Source organism: Rhizobium sp. C104 (assembly GCF_022354505.1).
GTDB lineage: Bacteria > Pseudomonadota > Alphaproteobacteria > Rhizobiales > Rhizobiaceae > Rhizobium > Rhizobium redzepovicii.
Map to the genome: position 1 here is coordinate 197,353 of NZ_CP092353.1, position 16,187 is coordinate 213,539.

General features: G+C 58.4%; 14 protein-coding genes and 2 pseudogenes. All 16 read left to right on the forward strand.

Annotation, left to right across the window (positions count from 1 at the left end; genetic code table 11):
* Positions 1–80: 80 nt before the first annotated feature.
* The 16 genes and pseudogenes from MF410_RS33090 (at position 81) to fdxB (ending at position 16,121) form a co-directional block, all read left to right on the forward strand.
* The gene (locus tag MF410_RS33090) at positions 81–1,259 is read left to right on the forward strand and encodes a cytochrome P450 (protein ID WP_179874258.1); all 1,179 of its coding nucleotides are present in this window, start codon (positions 81–83) and stop codon (positions 1,257–1,259) included.
* A 20-nt stretch (positions 1,260–1,279) separates the two neighbouring features.
* Complete coding sequence (locus tag MF410_RS33095; protein ID WP_007636857.1) at positions 1,280–1,534, forward strand: ferredoxin; 255 nt, start codon at positions 1,280–1,282, stop codon at positions 1,532–1,534.
* 203 nt (positions 1,535–1,737) lie between these two features.
* Positions 1,738–2,292 carry a nuclear transport factor 2 family protein gene (locus tag MF410_RS33100; protein ID WP_097622026.1) on the forward strand — a complete coding sequence of 185 codons (555 nt, stop codon included), beginning with the start codon at positions 1,738–1,740 and terminating at the stop codon, positions 2,290–2,292.
* On the forward strand, positions 2,231–3,823 hold the full coding sequence (locus tag MF410_RS33105) for an SDR family oxidoreductase (RefSeq protein WP_245433383.1): 1,593 nt from the start codon (positions 2,231–2,233) through the stop codon (positions 3,821–3,823). Before MF410_RS33100 ends, MF410_RS33105 begins: the two co-directional genes overlap by 62 nt.
* A complete protein-coding gene (locus MF410_RS36710; protein ID WP_275593060.1) occupies positions 3,820–3,906 on the forward strand; it encodes a hypothetical protein in 87 nt (28 codons plus the stop codon). Before MF410_RS33105 ends, MF410_RS36710 begins: the two co-directional genes overlap by 4 nt.
* Before the next feature lie 268 nt (positions 3,907–4,174).
* Positions 4,175–5,239 carry an LLM class flavin-dependent oxidoreductase gene (locus MF410_RS33110; RefSeq protein ID WP_097622025.1) on the forward strand — a complete coding sequence of 355 codons (1,065 nt, stop codon included), beginning with the start codon at positions 4,175–4,177 and terminating at the stop codon, positions 5,237–5,239.
* Between the two features lie 1,185 nt (positions 5,240–6,424).
* Positions 6,425–6,658, forward strand: coding sequence for a hypothetical protein (locus MF410_RS36880; RefSeq protein ID WP_345774745.1), 234 nt, complete (start codon positions 6,425–6,427; stop codon positions 6,656–6,658).
* An 871-nt stretch (positions 6,659–7,529) separates the two neighbouring features.
* The gene (gene nifH / locus MF410_RS33115; RefSeq protein ID WP_054186393.1) at positions 7,530–8,423 is read left to right on the forward strand and encodes a nitrogenase iron protein; all 894 of its coding nucleotides are present in this window, start codon (positions 7,530–7,532) and stop codon (positions 8,421–8,423) included.
* A 106-nt stretch (positions 8,424–8,529) separates the two neighbouring features.
* Positions 8,530–10,031: pseudogene (gene nifD / locus MF410_RS33120) on the forward strand (nitrogenase molybdenum-iron protein alpha chain).
* A 122-nt stretch (positions 10,032–10,153) separates the two neighbouring features.
* Positions 10,154–11,695, forward strand: a complete 1,542-nt coding sequence (nifK, locus tag MF410_RS33125) for a nitrogenase molybdenum-iron protein subunit beta (protein WP_239621047.1) — start codon at positions 10,154–10,156, stop codon at positions 11,693–11,695.
* Positions 11,696–11,753: 58 nt separating this feature from the next.
* Positions 11,754–13,244: a nitrogenase iron-molybdenum cofactor biosynthesis protein NifE gene (nifE, locus tag MF410_RS33130; RefSeq protein WP_141399572.1), complete on the forward strand. Its 1,491-nt coding sequence runs from the start codon at positions 11,754–11,756 to the stop codon at positions 13,242–13,244.
* A 9-nt stretch (positions 13,245–13,253) separates the two neighbouring features.
* Positions 13,254–14,609 carry a nitrogenase iron-molybdenum cofactor biosynthesis protein NifN gene (gene nifN, locus MF410_RS33135; RefSeq protein ID WP_239621048.1) on the forward strand — a complete coding sequence of 452 codons (1,356 nt, stop codon included), beginning with the start codon at positions 13,254–13,256 and terminating at the stop codon, positions 14,607–14,609.
* Complete coding sequence (nifX, locus tag MF410_RS33140; protein ID WP_054186335.1) at positions 14,606–15,100, forward strand: nitrogen fixation protein NifX; 495 nt, start codon at positions 14,606–14,608, stop codon at positions 15,098–15,100. Before nifN ends, nifX begins: the two co-directional genes overlap by 4 nt.
* Positions 15,101–15,103: 3 nt before the next feature.
* Positions 15,104–15,616, forward strand: coding sequence for a NifX-associated nitrogen fixation protein (locus MF410_RS33145; RefSeq protein WP_096772151.1), 513 nt, complete (start codon positions 15,104–15,106; stop codon positions 15,614–15,616).
* Positions 15,603–15,806 (forward strand): CCE_0567 family metalloprotein, encoded by a 204-nt coding sequence (locus MF410_RS33150; protein WP_096772150.1) that lies wholly within the window; start codon positions 15,603–15,605, stop codon positions 15,804–15,806. Before MF410_RS33145 ends, MF410_RS33150 begins: the two co-directional genes overlap by 14 nt.
* Positions 15,806–16,121, forward strand: a pseudogene (fdxB, locus tag MF410_RS33155) (ferredoxin III, nif-specific). The gene MF410_RS33150 and the pseudogene fdxB overlap by 1 nt, the downstream one beginning before the upstream one ends.
* Positions 16,122–16,187 lie beyond the last annotated feature (66 nt).

The following is a 16,187-nucleotide window of genomic DNA, read 5'->3' on the forward strand; positions in this document are numbered from 1 at the left end:
TTCGTTTTCGGCGAAGGGTCTTTGACGGCAGGAGAAAAGCAGTGGTTACCATTCGGGTTCCAGAACATGTCCCTCCCGAAATGGTGAAGGACTTCAGCCTGTTCACGTCGCCCGGCATGGAGCGCATGCCAAACGGGGATCCGCACGCAGCTGTCGCTTGCCTCCATAATGGGCCGCGGATCTTTTATTCTCCCTGCAATACGCGCGATGGACGAGGTACTTGGGTCATTACGCGCGCCCAGGACCAACGCAAATTGCTGCAGGACACCGGAACCTTTTCCAGCCATCGGAGCCTTTTCGCGTCGGCCCTTGGCGAAAACTGGCCGTTGATCCCGCTTGAACTCGACCCACCGGCTCACAGCGTGTTTCGCTCGCTACTCAATCCGCTGCTTTCGCCCAAGCGGATAATGGAGCTTGAACCGGCTGTCCGTGATCGGGCGATTGCGCTGATTTCCAAGATTTCCGCGTCGAGCACAAGCTGCGACGTCTTGACCGACTTCGCCTTTCCTTTTGCGGTTAGTATCTCCCTCCGTTTGCTCGGCTTATCCGATGAGCGCCTCGATACATTTGTGGGCTGGGGGAGGGACCTGCTTCACGGCGACGGCATCAAACGAACCGCAGCCGCCCGGACGATTCTGGCGTTCATCGATGAACTCGCAGCCATGCGCCGCAAAGAACCGACCGACGATTTCATGACCTTGGTCGTGCAGGCAAAGGTCGATGGCCGCGCGTTGAGAGACGAGGAAATCCATGGTATTGGCGTGCTCCTATTCGTCGCCGGACTGGACACGGTCGCAACGGCGATAGGCTTTGACCTCGCCTATCTCGCGCGCAATCCCAAAGAACAGGAATTGCTGCGGAGTAAACCGGATCGAATCGTGCTCGCAGCCGAAGAATTGCTTCGCGCCTATTCGACCGTGCAGATGATCCGTGTGGCAACGAAAGATATCAATTTCGAAGGCGCGCCGATCCGTAAGGGGGACTTCGTTTCCTGCGCCACAATGATTGCCAATCGTGATCCGGCGGAATTCGAGCATCCGAACACGATCGATTTGGCACGAGAAGACAATCGCCACACCGCTTTTGCGTACGGTCCCCATCGTTGTCTTGGATCACACCTTGCCCGGCAGGAGATCGTCATCGCCCTGGAGGAGTGGCTGTCCCGCATTCCTGACTTCCGTATCAAGGATGGTACCGCGCCCATCACCTATGGTGGCCACGTGTTTGGAATGGAGAATCTGATCCTGGACTGGTCCTGATAATTGAGAGGAGGAAAGACATGGAGTACCGCATGCGCATCATAGTACACACTGCCAAATGCCAAGGTCATGCAAGATGTTGGGCCCAAGCGCCCGAAATATTCAATCTTGACGACGAGGGATACATACTCCCCGGTGCAATCGATGTTGAGGAGAAGGACGAATTGTTCGCATCGCGAGGCGCTCGATCCTGCCCCGAACGTGCGCTGGAGATAGATTGCACTTCCGATGCGTTGCTTGATCGCCTTTTGTTCAACCAACATTGTGGGGGTTGAAACGCAACGTAACTGGTGCATGACGGCGCCGTCGCTGTCCAAACACCTTACCCGCAGCTCTCCCAGTGGTGTCTACTTCTAGGGCAGTTGTTTACATGCATGCCCAAGCAGAGAGAGGGTTTTCCTTACGTCAGCCGAGCAGTTGAAAGCTGGCTGCGTCACCGGATTGGTAAGCGCCCCCGATATCAGATGTGCGATAAGCGATGAAACACAAAAAAAAAATTACCGAATTGCTCGACCGCGAGGCGATCCGCGACTGCCTCTATCGGTATTGCCGCGGGATAGACCGCGCCGATGAAGGGGCGCTGCGCAGTTCCTACTGGCCCGATGCACGTGACAATCACGGGGCCTATTCCGGTTCGGCCGAGGGCTTCATCGAGTTCGCCCTCGGTATCTTTAAGACGGGACCGCGCAACATCCATCAAATCACGAACATTCTGATTGAGTTCAGCAGCCCGGAAAAAGCCGCCGTCGAAAGTTACTTCGCCGCACTGCAACGCGCACCGGACAAGGCCGGGACGCTAAGTCAGGCCCTGATCTGCGGCCGCTATTGCGATCTGTTCCTGAAAAAGGGAGGGGATTGGAGAATTGCCGAACGGACGGTGGTCTATGATCTGGTCGAGGAGCAGATCTTGGCCGCGGCATCCGAGACTGAGCAGTTCGGCCGCCGGCAGCCGATCGGAGCATCATGTCCCGATGACCCCGTCTACGCATTTAGGAAGACTGCATTCCTTCAAGAAGATGAAAGTGAGGCTTGATCGATTAGGATTCATGCCTCGAGATCGTCAACGTTGGTCAGGGAACTTTTATCTCATGAAACAAGCCGGACGTATCGTCATCATCACAGGCGCTGCAGGCGGGATAGGCCATGCCCTGGTGGACACTCTTGCCGCAGGCGGGGATACTGTCGTCGCCGTGGACCTGCCTGGCAGCGGCGTGCTTGAACTGGCCCGTGGTCTCGGGCCCGCCCATCTTGGGCTAGAGTTCGATGTCTCGCGAGAGGAGGATATCCCTGCGCTTTATGATCGGATCGAACGACAATTCGGGCATATCGGTGTGCTCGTCAACAACGCGGCCATAGGCCCTACTATGGCTGCGACCGTTGATACGACTATCGACGGCTTCCGACGCATCTTGGCAGTAAATCTGATTGGGCCCATTGCAATGGCCCGCGAAGTAGCGGGACGGATAGGCTCAGGCGCTGTCATCGTCAATGTCGCCTCGCTGGCAGGCGTGCTCGGCAATCCCAAACGCAACGCCTACGCTGCCTCGAAGGCAGGCCTGATCTCGTTCACGAAATCGCTGTCATGGCAGTTTGCATCGTGCGGCATCCGCGTTGCGGCGGTAGCACCTGGGTACGTACGCACGCCGATGGTTTCGGAACTTGAACGCGCGGGCAAGATAGACCTCGCCGCGGTGCGCAGCCGGGTGCCAATGGGTCGCGTGGTGCGTCCAGACGAAATTGCCCGGGCGGTGCGCTTTCTCGCCAGCGCGCAAGCGAGTTACATCACCGGGTCGGTGCTGACCGTCGACGGTGGCTGGAGATCGTCTAATCAACCGGGCGAGGCGCACCCGCCAGTGCCCGGGACGCCACGAGCCGAACTCTTCCCTCCTGCCGAGCACTCCACCGCGCGAATTGCGCTTGTCATCGGCGGGGCGGACTGCATAGGCGCTGCCGTTGCGCGCCGCTTTGCGGAAAACGGCGACGCTTGTAATTGCCGACAAAGATGGCGCTGCAGCGGCAGAGCTTGCCGATTTCCTCGGTGGCAAGCATATCGCGAGGTCCGTGGACATCGCCGTCGAAACGTGGTGGCGCTGTTCGAGGAATTGCGAAGGCACTTCGGCCGGCTAGACGTCCTCGTCAATAATGCGGCCAACTATCATGTGTTAGAGGTCGAACAAATGCCGACAGAGATCGAGCCCGCACTCACCGGCGCCTTCACCTGCGCGCGCGAGGCGATCAAGGTAATGCGTCGGGGAAACCTTATCTTAAATCTGGGACCAAACAACACATTACTGCCCTTTGCACCGCGCCACGCCTACGATGCTTTCGGAGCGGGCATGGAAATCCTGACGCGACGCATGGCGGCCGAACTTGGTCCGGTTGGCATTCGCACAGCCACCGTCGCGCCTGGCTACATACACACGCCTGCCGTCGCGAAGATGGAAAAGCTCGGCCACGTCGATCCGAAAGCAATCAGGCGGCGCATCCCGATGGGAAGGATGGGACGGCCGGAAGACGTCGCTGACCAGCGTTCTTCCTTGCATCGTCTGACGCATCGTACGTGACCGGCTCTACCCTTTACGTTGACGGCGGGTGGACCTCGGCCGGGGATGCGGCATTTGCCGGCGAACTTCATCAAAACATTTAGCGGAGGCTGCACAATGATCGTCGACTATCCACCAAACGGCCGGCTGCGGCTCCATCGGAGCCGACAATGTCGTAGGAGAGCAGCTCCGGCGCACGATGCTCCCAAAGCGCTCCCGATCGAGGCACTACATTCATCGAGAAGCAAAACAGACGGCCGCGTTCGAGCTTTCTGAGTTTGCCGTGTCGGCGAGCGGGGTGAGGAGCGGATAACCGACACGCCACTTCTAGTTGGCGAACCCCGATCGCTAATTTGCCGCAAAGGAATCATCATGGAATTTGCAACGTTCCTCCTGGCCGCGCGGCGCGGTTATCATCAATCGTCCGACGAGATCATCCGCAACTCCATCGAACAGGTAGTTCTTTCAGAGCAAGCTGGCTTCCAGACTGCATGGTTTGCCGAGCATCACTTCAACAATTACAGCCTGGTTCCGTCGCCCTTGATGATGGTGGCGCACTGCGCCGCCCTGACGAGCATCATTCGCCTCGGCACCGCCGTCTGTGTGTTGCCGCTCTATCAACCGCTTCGCCTGCTCTCCGAGATTGGATTGGCCGATATCGTTTCCAACGGCCGGCTCGAGCTCGGCGTCGGCTCTGGATACCAGCAGTTTGAGTTCGAGCGCTTCGGCGTCAATGTCGAAGAGGCGCCGGCTGTTTTTTCGGAATGTTTGGACATTCTTGTCAAGGGTCTCAATCAGAGGATCTTTGAGCACGACGGACGGTTCGAAAAGATACCCCCGACAGCGATTTCCGTCCGCTCGGTCCAGAGGCCAATGCTGCCAATCTGGATCGCTACGGCGTCCGGAAACAGCATGGGGCGGGCCTATCGTGAGGGACACAATCTGTTGATCACAGCATTCCACGACGGCTTGGACAGTTTGAGCGTGTTGCGCGAACGCATCGAAGAAGCCGCAATTTCTAAAGGGAAGAATGTTTCGGACGCGAAGATATCACTGCTGCGCTGCTGCTATGCCAGCGATGAGGAGGCGGAGATCAACAGCTATCTCGATAATGCCCGCTTCCAACGGCGGCTTTCCGAAGTATTGCTTCTGCGCCGCCAGCAAAGCCTGGATGGCTATCTGCTGCATGAAACACCGACGCGCCAGGACCTCTCCTTCGAGACGATGCGCGAGAACCTGCCGGTTGGTAGCGTCAATCGCGTCATCGATCGGCTACTGGAAGAGATAGATATCTTGAAACCAACCCAGATCGCGATCCAGACCCAAATGGGAGATTTCGACCAGAAGACGATGCTGCGGCAGATCGAGCTCTGGGGAGACAAGATCATCCCGGAGGTGAACAAATCGCTTGGGCATCGGCCTGACGTGGCAGAATAACCGCTTTTCGGACGCTGTAATCTGCGATCAAATTACGAAGGTGATAACCGCAATAGATCCCTGCTCGAGGCCAGATGACCCTGAGATCCTTCTCTTCGACCCGAAGACATCGACCGCAAGGGCCCTTGCCCGGGCACCCACCGATCGAAGAGACCTCTGGTCGGTCTTCATGGGCCGGCCTTCCGCTGCAACCGTAACACGCTTGGCAGTCACTGGCAGGCTTCTCGATTACCCGCTGCGGTCGACACGTCCACCGTTTCCGGCGAGATTCGCCAAAACAGAATATGAATAGAAGAACGCTGCCTACGTGCATGGCGGCAGGGCCCAAAAGGTCGTTCTCGGCTTATTCCCGTTGCGGCACGCCGAGAAGACGAAATGATGGACATCGCGTCAATCGAATCGAGAAATGCGGAAGTGCCGACCTCCGCTCGCGTTTGGCGGCGGACCGCGGTCGCACATTGCAACACTGTGTCATTCGCAGGCCGGCCGGCGCTATGGTCCCGACCAAACTGCATTTAATCGATTTCCGACATTCGTCATGCGCGGCTGCTCATTGTGAATTTCTCCAATGTTATAGATCAATTGCAACAGCGAGGAGCCAGAACCGCCCGTCCTGCTTGGGCCTGCCTGAAGGTGCGCAAGTACCAGAACACCGCCGGAGCTGCTCGGAGTTTTCTCCCTCGTCTGCGGTTGATTGGCGCGCATGCGGCGCTGCCGATTTGTTGAAACGCGACGATATTGTTCGGGCGCTGTTGATGCAGTTGCATTTAAGCCCCGAGCAAATAGGAAAACTTTTCCTAGGCTCTTTTCGCAGCTGGCACGATTTTTGGATCTCCCACATGCCGAGGGATTGGAGTTTTGTTTGTCAGCAATTGGTCGCGGAGTCGACCGTAAGGTGAAGTGGGCTTCATACGACCGTATGGGCCTCCCGAAGCCGCCTTAAGGGATGAAAATCGCCAGCGATGGGTTGGGCCAATGAAAGGCTCGAAGAGGAGGAAAAGAGCATGAACGGCATTATGTTTCGGACCGTCCACCGCGTTCTGCCATTGGCGAAGAAGTCGCCAAACTGCAACAAGGGCGACGGTGTGTCTGTCCCGGCTGCAAATTCAGTTGCGATGTCGCCCCTCGTACCGAGTGAGGTCCCTCGTGCACTACTTTAAGCCGTTATTAAAGCGTTCTCATCAGGTGTTTGTAGCCGAGGACGGGAGTATCTGGATCGGGAAGGAATCCCAGAAATCAAGAAAGATCATCCAATCTCCTCCGCCTTGGGTCGCCGGTTTGGTTTCGAAACTGGACGGCGAGCATACACTACCAAGGATACTGAGCGAGCTTAAATCAGAACGGTATGACGTCACCAAATGCGACGTTCACGATTTCGTCTCTGCCCTTGCCAGCTGTGGGCTCATTGAAGAGAGCTGAGCCACTTAAGTTGGAGATGGGGTCAATCGGGCAATGGTTGCCCCATGTCCGGCCGCGGCGTTGGAACTGGCAAAAGGGTTTTTCATCAAGGGCGATCACGCAACGAGCGTTCGACGAAATGATACTCGTCCTCGAATGCGGCCGTCGTCGGTCAAGCTGGTGACTCGAGCAAGCGCCAGAGTGGGTGTCGCAGATTCCTCAATGCGAACAAAAGATTCAGCAGTTCGCAGTCAGTTGATCGAGTCCCTGTAGCCCGGGCGACCGGCTTTGTTTCTTTTGTCCACGCCGGCTGGGCAGCCGCGCAACACTTCCGCGCCATTCCTGAGCGGTTTGGGGCCGAGCAATATTGCGGAAGGTTTGTCGTTCCCTGGCGGGCTTACCGTTCGTGGGCGACCTGGAAGGGGCGGAAACTGCCCGATGATCAAGTCGCGAGGCGTCTTCCACTCAAGAAAGAAGCTCGGGCGAAAGACGGGCCTATTCAATACTGTTCGCGATTTGATCGCCCTCGACGTTTTGCGGGATCGAAAGCTTCACCATTTCTCTCTTGGCTACAGGGATGTGCGAATGTCTCCAGTTTTCGGAGCTTCGTTTGATCCTGCTGATAGTCGCGGTCTCCCTGCCGCGCGGTCGACCGAGCGGTGCAAGTGATGCCCTTACGACACCGTCTGTCGGCTTTGTCCGGTCGGCGACATTAGGGTTGGTTGGCCAGTTTCCTGTGCTGGCTCGGGCTAACTTCCTGAAACCCAACAAAAAGACCTTTGCTTCGGCTCGATCGGCCCACATGGCACGGGTTTTGAAGACTGCCCTGGGAGGCGGCGCGAGCTGCCGGCCTTTTACTCAGCGATGGATGGAACGAAAGAAGGAAGGCGATATGTCAGATTTGCGTCAAATCGCATTTTACGGCAAAGGGGGGATCGGCAAGTCCACCACCTCCCAAAATACGCTCGCAGCGCTTGTCGACCTCGGGCAGAAGATCCTGATCGTCGGATGCGACCCGAAAGCCGACTCCACCCGGCTGATCCTGAACGCCAAAGCACAGGACACGGTTCTGCATCTGGCAGCCCAGGAAGGTTCGGTGGAAGACCTTGAGCTCGAGGACGTGCTCAAGGCCGGCTACAAGGGCATCAAGTGTGTGGAGTCCGGCGGTCCGGAACCGGGCGTCGGCTGCGCCGGGCGCGGCGTCATCACCTCGATCAATTTCCTCGAGGAGAACGGCGCTTATGACGATGTCGACTACGTCTCCTATGACGTGCTCGGCGATGTGGTGTGCGGTGGCTTCGCGATGCCGATCCGTGAGAACAAGGCCCAGGAGATCTACATCGTGATGTCCGGCGAGATGATGGCGCTCTATGCCGCCAACAACATCGCCAAGGGCATCCTGAAATATGCCCATTCCGGCGGCGTGCGGCTCGGCGGCCTGATCTGTAACGAGCGCCAGACGGACCGCGAGCTCGACCTCTCCGAGGCGCTGGCTGCCAGGCTCAATTCCAAGCTCATCCACTTTGTGCCGCGTGACAACATCGTCCAGCACGCCGAGCTCAGGAAGATGACGGTGATCCAGTACGCGCCGGACTCCAAGCAGGCCGGGGAATATCGGGCGCTAGCCGAGAAGATCCATGCCAATTCGGGCCAAGGGACCATTCCGACCCCGATTACCATGGAAGAGCTCGAAGACATGCTGCTCGACTTCGGCATCATGAAGAGCGACGAGCAGATGCTGGCCGAACTACAGGCCAAGGAGTCAGCGGTGGCTGCGGCTCAATAACTGCCGCTGTCGACAGGACGCGCTGGCCCTTGAGCCAGCGCGTCCTTCCACGAAAGACGCTTCGTCGACGACGACCTAACCCGAACCTTGAAAGGGGCAGGGGCCCATGAGCCTTGATTACGAGAATGACAGCGTTTTGCATGAAAAGCTCATTGCGGAAGTGTTAGCGCAATATCCAGACAAGGCGGCAAAGCGCCGCAAGAAGCACCTCAGCGTCGCAACGAGCGGCGACGAGCCTGGCGATGAGCCGAAGGCGCTTTCCGAATGCGACGTCAAATCGAACATCAAGTCCATTCCGGGCGTGATGACGATCCGCGGCTGCGCCTATGCCGGCTCCAAAGGCGTGGTATGGGGGCCGGTCAAGGACATGGTCCACATCTCGCACGGGCCGGTCGGTTGCGGTCATTATTCCTGGTCGCAACGCCGCAACTACTACGTCGGCCTGACGGGCATCGACACGTTCGTGACGCTGCAGTTCACCTCAGACTTCCAGGAAAAGGACATCGTGTTCGGCGGCGACAAGAAGCTTGAACAGGTCATCGACGAGATCGAGGCGCTTTTCCCCTCAACAACGGCATCAGCGTGCAGTCGGAATGCCCGATCGGGCTGATTGGCGACGACATTGAGGCGGTGTCGCGCAAGAAGGCCAAGGAGCACGAAAAGACGATCGTGCCGGTGCGCTGCGAGGGCTTCCGCGGCGTCTCGCAATCGCTCGGCCACCACATCGCCAACGACGCCATCCGTGACTGGGTTTTCGACAAGAACGACGTCGAGTTCGAGACCGGCCCTTATGACGTCAACGTCGTCGGCGACTACAATATCGGTGGCGACGCGTGGGCTACGCGCATTCTATTGGAGGAGGTGGGGCTGCGCGTGGTCGGCAACTGGTCGGGTGATGCCACGCTCGCTGAGGTCGAGCGCGCGCCAAAGGCCAAGCTCAACCTCATCCACTGCTACCGCTCGATGAACTACATCTGTCGGCACATGGAGGAAAAGTACGGCATCCCGTGGATGGAATACAATTTCTTTGGTCCGTCCCAGATCGAAACCTCCCTGCGCGAAATAGCCAAGCACTTCGGTCCGGAAATCGTCGACAAGACCGAGGCTGTCATCACCAAGTACCGGCCCCTGGTCGATGCTGTCGTCGACAAGTACCGGCCGCGCCTCGAAGGCAAGACGGTGATGCTCTATGTCGGCGGCCTGCGTCCTCGCCACGTCATCACGGCCTATGAGGACCTCGGCATGCGGATCGTCGGCACCGGCTACGAGTTCGCCCACAACGACGACTATCAGCGCACCGGCCATTATGTGAACAAGGGTACGTTGATCTATGACGACGTGACCGGTTACGAGCTGGAAAAGTTCATCGAAGGCATCCGCCCCGACCTTGTTGGGTCCGGCATCAAAGAGAAGTATCCGGTGCAGAAGATGGGCATCCCCTTCCGCCAGATGCACTCCTGGGATTATTCGGGCCCCTATCACGGCTATGACGGCTTTGCCATATTCGCCCGCGACATGGATCTGGCCATCAATAATCCGGTGTGGGATCTCTACGACGTCCCCTGGAAAAAAAAGGCCGCGCCAGCTGAGGCGGTTGCGGCCGAATGAGAGCCTGGCCTGTCTTGGGAAGGGGCAGGCCAGGCCCTTCCATCGGCCTTGATCCGCACTCGTGACAGATGACATCCCATTGCCGCCACCGGTGCGGCGCGATGAAAAGAAAGGTGCTTACTATGCCGCAGTCGGCGGAAAAAGTTCTCGATCATGCTCCCCTGTTCCGCGAGCCGGAATACAGGCAGATGCTCGCCGAGAAGAAAGCTAAATTCGAATGCCCCCACCCGGATCAGGTCGTTGCCGATCAAAACGACTTCACGAAGACCTGGGAGTATCGCGAAAAGAACCTGGGCCGCAAAGCCCTGGTCGTGAACCCGGCCAAAGCCTGCCAGCCGCTCGGTGCCGTCTTCGCAGCCGCAGGCTTTGAGCAAACGATGTCCTTCGTCCACGGCAGCCAGGGCTGCGTCGCCTATTACCGTTCGCATCTGTCGCGTCACTTCAAGGAGCCTTCATCGGCGGTCTCGTCCTCGATGACGGAGGACGCGGCGGTGTTCGGCGGATTGAAGAACATGGTCGACGGGCTCGCCAATACATACAAGCTCTACGATCCGAAGATGATCGCCGTCTCGACCACCTGCATGGCCGAAGTCATTGGAGACGATCTCCACAGCTTCATCGAAAACGCAAAGAACGAAGGGTCGGTCCCGCACGACTTCGATGTTCCTTTCGCTCACACGCCTGCCTTCGTCGGCAGCCACGTCGATGGCTATGACGGCATGATCAAGGGCATTCTGGAGAACTTCTGGAAAGGCAACGAGCGGAAGGAGGTTGCCCAAGCCATCAACATCATTCCCGGCTTCGACGGCTTCTGCGTCGGCAACAACCGCGAACTGAAGCGCCTGCTCGACATGATGGGCGTATCCTACATCTTCATCCAGGATGCCTCCGACCAGTTCGACACGCCGTCTGACGGCACGTACCGCATGTATGACGGCGGCACGAAGATCGAGGACGTGAAAACGACGTTGAACGCCGAAGCGACCCTGTCGCTGCAGCACTATAACACGCGCAAAACGCTGGAATATTGCAAGGAGGTCGGTCAGGCTACGGCCTCGTTCCATTATCCGCTGGGTGTCCAGGCGACCGATGAATTCCTGATGAAGGTCTCGGAGATTACCGGCAAGGAAATTCCTCCGGCACTCGGCCTGGAGCGCGGCCGTCTCGTCGACGCTATGGCAGATAGCCAGGCCTGGCTGCACGGGAAGAAATACGCGATCTACGGCGATCCTGACTTCGTCTACGCCGTTGCCCGCTTCGTCTTGGAAACCGGCGGTGAGCCGACCCACTGCCTTGCTACCAACGGCACGTCGGCCTGGGAAGCCGAGATGAAGGCGTTGCTCGCATCCTCGCCCTTCGGCAAGGATTCCCAGGTCTGGGCGGGCAAGGACCTCTGGGCGTTGCGCTCGCTGCTCTTTACCGAGCCGGTAGATCTTATGATCGGCAATTCCTATGGCAAGTATCTCGAGCGCGACACCGGCACCCCATTGATCCGGCTGAGCTTTCCGATATTCGACCGGCACCATCACCACCGTTTCCCGCTCATGGGCTACCAGGGCGGCCTGCGCGTCCTGACGACGATCCTCGACAAGATCTTCGACAAGCTCGATCGCGAGACGAGCGAGCCGGGTGTGACAGACTATTCTTACGACCTGACCCGCTAGGAGCGGCGGCGGTCGGCCTTGTGAGGCCGGCCGCCTTCATCTGAACTTGGAGACCGCAATGCCCTCGCTCAATGCTAAAGTCCAGGACGTCTTCGACGAGCCTGCCTGCGAGAAGAACCGCAGCAAGGATTCCAAGGCGCGTAAGAACGGCTGCTCGAAGTCGCTGATCCCCGGGGCGGCAGCCGGCGGATGCGCTTTCGATGGCGCCAAGATCGTGCTGCAGCCCGTCACCGACGTCGCGCACCTGATCCACGGGCCTCTCGGCTGTGAGGGCAATTCCTGGGACAACCGAGGATCGGCTTCCTCAGGTCCAACGCTCTGGCGCACGAGCTTCACGACCGACCTCACTGAAACCGAAGTGGTGATGGGACACGGCGAGCGGAAGCTTTTTAAAGCAATCCGCGAGATCAAGGAGGCCTATGCTCCACCGGCGGTCTTCGTCTATTCGACCTGTGTGACAGCATTGATTGGCGACGACATCGAGGCGGTCTGCGAGCGGGCCGCGGAAAAATTCGGCCTTCCGGTGGTGCCAGTCAACGCACCGGGCTTTGCCGGCTCCAAGAACCTTGGCAATAAGCTCGCCGGTGAAGCGTTGCTCGATCATGTGATCGGCAGCGTAGAGCCGAACGACGTGACCGCCTACGACATCAATATCATTGGTGAGTTCAACCTATCCGGCGAGTTTTGGCTGGTGAAGCCGCTTCTTGACCGGCTGGGGATCAGAGTGCGGGCCTGCATTCCAGGAGACGCTCGATATCTTGACATTGCTTCTGCGCATCGCGCCAAGGCGTCCATGTTGGTGTGCTCGACAGCACTCATCAACCTTGCCCGCAAAATGGAGGAGCTCTGGGATATCCCGTTCTTCGAAGGCTCCTTCTACGGCATTACCGACACCTCTGAAGCACTCAGGCAGATCGCCAAGCTGCTCGTGACGCAGGGGGCGGATCCCGAAATCCTCGAGCGCACCGAGGCATTGATCGCGGAGGAGGAGGCGATTGCCTGGAAGAAACTCGCAGCATATCGACCAAGGCTTGAAGGCAAGCGCGTGTTGCTCAACACCGGCGGCGTGAAGTCCTGGTCGATTGTCGATGCGCTGATGGAGGTGGGCATCGAGATCGTCGGCACCTCGGTTAAGAAATCCACGCCTGAAGACAAGGAACGGATCAAGCAACTCCTGAAAGACGAAAACCACCTGTTCGAGTCGATGGCGCCGCGCGAGCTTTATAACATGCTCGCCGACGGTAAAGCCGACATCATGTTGTCTGGCGGGCGCACGCAATTCATCGCGCTGAAGGCCAAGACACCTTGGCTCGATATCAACCAGGAACGCCACCAGCCCTATGCCGGCTATGACGGCATGGTGGAGCTCGTTCGCCAGATCGATCTTGCTATTCACAATCCGATCTGGATTGAGGTGCGGGAGCCGGCACCGTGGGAATGCCAGCATGCGGTGGAAGAAGAACTGACGAATACCAAGAGCGAGAACGAGACTGGGTACGCCTTGCAAAACTTTGTCGGCGCGGTCGCCGGCAGCTTCGGCAAGCGTTGAGGAAAGCCGATGGTTCAAGTCTTTCCCCAGACCAAATCAGCTGCGGTCAATCCGCTGAAATCATCACAGCCGCTCGGCGCCGCGCTCGCCTTTCTTGGCGTCGAGCGTGCAGTGCCGCTGTTCCACGGCAGCCAGGGCTGCACCAGCCTGGCTCTCGTACTTTTAGTCCGGCACTTCAAGGAAGCCATTCCCTTGCAGACAACGGCATTGGACGCAGTGGCGACGATCCTCGGCGGCGCAGGTAATCTGGAAGAGGCGATACTCAATCTCAAGAGGCGCGCAAAACCAAAGTTGATCGGAATCTGCACGACAGCCCTGGTGGAAACCCGCGGCGAAGATTTTGCAGGCGATCTCACCAACATCAAGCGGGATCGTGCCGATGAGCTTGCGGGTACGGAGATCGTGCTGGCGAGCACACCGGATTTCGAGGGAGCGATCGAAGAGGGATGGGCTAAGGCTGTCACCTCTATGATCGAGCGCATCACCACGCAAGGCGAGCAGAGCCGCGACCAAAAGAAGATTGCGATCCTACCAGGATGGCATGTGACAGTCGCCGACATCGAGCTTCTGCGCGAAACGGTCGAAAGCTTCGGTCTGAAGCCGGTAATCCTGCCGGACATTTCCGGCTCGCTCGACGGCACGGTGCCCGACGATCGTTGGGTGCCGACCACCTATGGCGGTACTCCCGTCGACGAGATCCAAGAGCTTGGCACGGCGGCACAATGTATCGCGATCGGCGAGCATATGCGCCGCCCCGCAGAGCTACTGCGGACCCGGACGGGAGTGCCTTACGCACTGTTCCAGTCGCTGACAGGATTGAAAAGAGCCGACCGGTTCGTCTCGTTGCTTTCAAGGATTTCAGGTGCGCCGGTGCCAGCAAACATTCGCCGTCGCCGAGCACAGCTGCAGGACGCCCTGCTCGACGGGCATTTCTATTTCGGCGGCAAGAAGATCGCAATTGCTGCGGAGCCGGACCAGCTCTACCAATTCGCTACCTTCTTCACCGGCATGGGCGCCAAGATTACGGCGGCAGTCACCACGACCGGCACTTCAAAAATAATCCAGGAAATGCCGGTCGAATCGCTCCAGGTGGGTGATCTTGGCGATCTCGAAGAACTTGCCGTCGACGCTGATCTTCTTGTTACGCATTCGCATGGACGACAAGCGGCGGAGCGCCTTGGCATTCCGCTTATGCGGGTGGGCTTCCCGATTTTCGACCAACTCGGCAGCCAGCATAAGATCACAAGTCTCTATCAGGGAACGCGCGACCTGATCTTCGATGTTTCCAACATCTTCCAGGCCAATCAGCGCGCGCCGTGTCCTGGATCGCTTGATCCCTCCCGCAAAGGAGAACTGGCTAGATGACCGCCGCCCGTCGCCTCTCCATCGTCCCTGACGGGGCTCACTCGGCAGCTCCGAAGCGGAAGGCTGGCGCCTTGCGCGTAGCAATCGCCACCCAAGATATGAAATGTCTGGACGCCCATTTCGGATCGGCCAAGCGCTTCGCGGTCTTTGACGTCAGTCCCGACGATTGGAAACTCGTGGAAGTCCTGTGTTTCGAAGACGTTTCCGATGAGAGCGGAATGCATCGAAACGAGGGCGACGATCGCATTGCCCCCAAGGTGAAGGCATTGGAAGGCTGTCACCTCTTGTTCTGTCTGGCGATTGGCGGGCCTTCGGCAGCAAGGGTCGTTTCGGCCAAAATCCACCCGATAAAAGTACCCGATGCTCAATTGATTGAAGACGTACTGTCCCAAACTAGGGCGATGCTCAGGACGACTCCACCGCCCTGGTTGCGCAAGGTGCTAGCCGAAGCAGGCGCCACCGAAAAGAAGCCTTTCGATGAGGAGGACTAGGACATGGGTACATTGGCAGGAAGTACGGATGGCCCTGCTATCAACGAGGATGGGGATCTCGCCACCCCTTTTCTCAGATGCCTCATAAGGCTCATCCGCGCTCAGGATGCCCATGGGGCGTGGGAAGGCAAATCGGACGCTGACCTGCTGGCCGACTTCATCCTCGCCAAGGAGCAGCGCCGTGAGATCCCGATCATCGGCGATCCCGATCCGGACGTGCTGTGGAGGCTCCAGAATTTTTACAGTTGCGTGGGACTTGTTATCGAAGAGCGATGCGGCCTGGTGGCATCGCCGATCATGACGATCGGCCATGAGGGCTTTGGCCGCGTGGTTCTCACGACCGGACGGTTGGTCGTTCTGTCGAAGACCCTACGCGATGTCCACCGGTTCGGCTTTGAGATGCTTGGGAAACTCGCCGAGGTGGGCACAAAATTGGTCGACGATGCGATCGCAGTCCCAATGTGGCGCGGGCGTGATGAGCCGGTTTTTGAGGAAGGAGATCATGTCAGACCTTGAGAAACTACAGAAGAAGGTCCGCAAGCTGCAGTCGCGGGCGGGCAATGCGAAGATGGAATTGCACGACCTAGCCGAGGACCTCCCGGTCAACTGGACCGAGATCAAGGCGGTCGCCGAGAAGACGTTCGGGGTTTTTGCCGAGTTGGAGGCTGCGAAACGAGAGCTCGGCGCATTGGAGAACTCACGATGATGGGCCCAATTTTCGTTACCCGCGATGGCTCCAGATGGATGCCGGAATATCTGACCGCTATCGATGGCACGACCTGCATCGGTTGCGGCCGCTGCTTTAAGGTCTGCTCGCGCGAGGTCATGCACCTTCACGGAATCGATGACACCGGTGAAATCCTCGGCATCTGCGACGGCCAGGACGACGACTTCGATGGCGAGCTCAATCGCATTGATGGTCGTCGACCATGCCGGCTGTTGCATTGGCTGCGGAGCCTGTGGCCGCGTCTGCCCGAAGAACTGCCAGACTCATGTTGCCGCAGACAAGGTTGCTGCGTGATCTTGCGAACAAATCAGGAGAACAGTGTTGCCCTTCAGAATCTTTTGTCTCCTCCTGCTGCTCGTC

What these genes read in the sequence shown, in the direction of transcription:
- nifE (WP_141399572.1), top strand. Translation starts at nt 11,754, where the DNA reads ATGCCCTCGCTCAATGCTAAAGTCCAGGACGTCTTCGACGAGCCTGCC.
- nifK (WP_239621047.1), top strand. Translation starts at nt 10,154, where the DNA reads ATGCCGCAGTCGGCGGAAAAAGTTCTCGATCATGCTCCCCTGTTCCGC.
- MF410_RS33105 (WP_245433383.1), top strand. Translation starts at nt 2,231, where the DNA reads ATGACCCCGTCTACGCATTTAGGAAGACTGCATTCCTTCAAGAAGATG.
- MF410_RS33150 (WP_096772150.1), top strand. Translation starts at nt 15,603, where the DNA reads ATGTCAGACCTTGAGAAACTACAGAAGAAGGTCCGCAAGCTGCAGTCG.
- MF410_RS33090 (WP_179874258.1), top strand. Translation starts at nt 81, where the DNA reads ATGGTGAAGGACTTCAGCCTGTTCACGTCGCCCGGCATGGAGCGCATG.
- MF410_RS33100 (WP_097622026.1), top strand. Translation starts at nt 1,738, where the DNA reads ATGAAACACAAAAAAAAAATTACCGAATTGCTCGACCGCGAGGCGATC.
- nifX (WP_054186335.1), top strand. Translation starts at nt 14,606, where the DNA reads ATGACCGCCGCCCGTCGCCTCTCCATCGTCCCTGACGGGGCTCACTCG.
- MF410_RS33145 (WP_096772151.1), top strand. Translation starts at nt 15,104, where the DNA reads ATGGGTACATTGGCAGGAAGTACGGATGGCCCTGCTATCAACGAGGAT.
- MF410_RS33095 (WP_007636857.1), top strand. Translation starts at nt 1,280, where the DNA reads ATGGAGTACCGCATGCGCATCATAGTACACACTGCCAAATGCCAAGGT.
- nifN (WP_239621048.1), top strand. Translation starts at nt 13,254, where the DNA reads ATGGTTCAAGTCTTTCCCCAGACCAAATCAGCTGCGGTCAATCCGCTG.
- MF410_RS33110 (WP_097622025.1), top strand. Translation starts at nt 4,175, where the DNA reads ATGGAATTTGCAACGTTCCTCCTGGCCGCGCGGCGCGGTTATCATCAA.
- nifH (WP_054186393.1), top strand. Translation starts at nt 7,530, where the DNA reads ATGTCAGATTTGCGTCAAATCGCATTTTACGGCAAAGGGGGGATCGGC.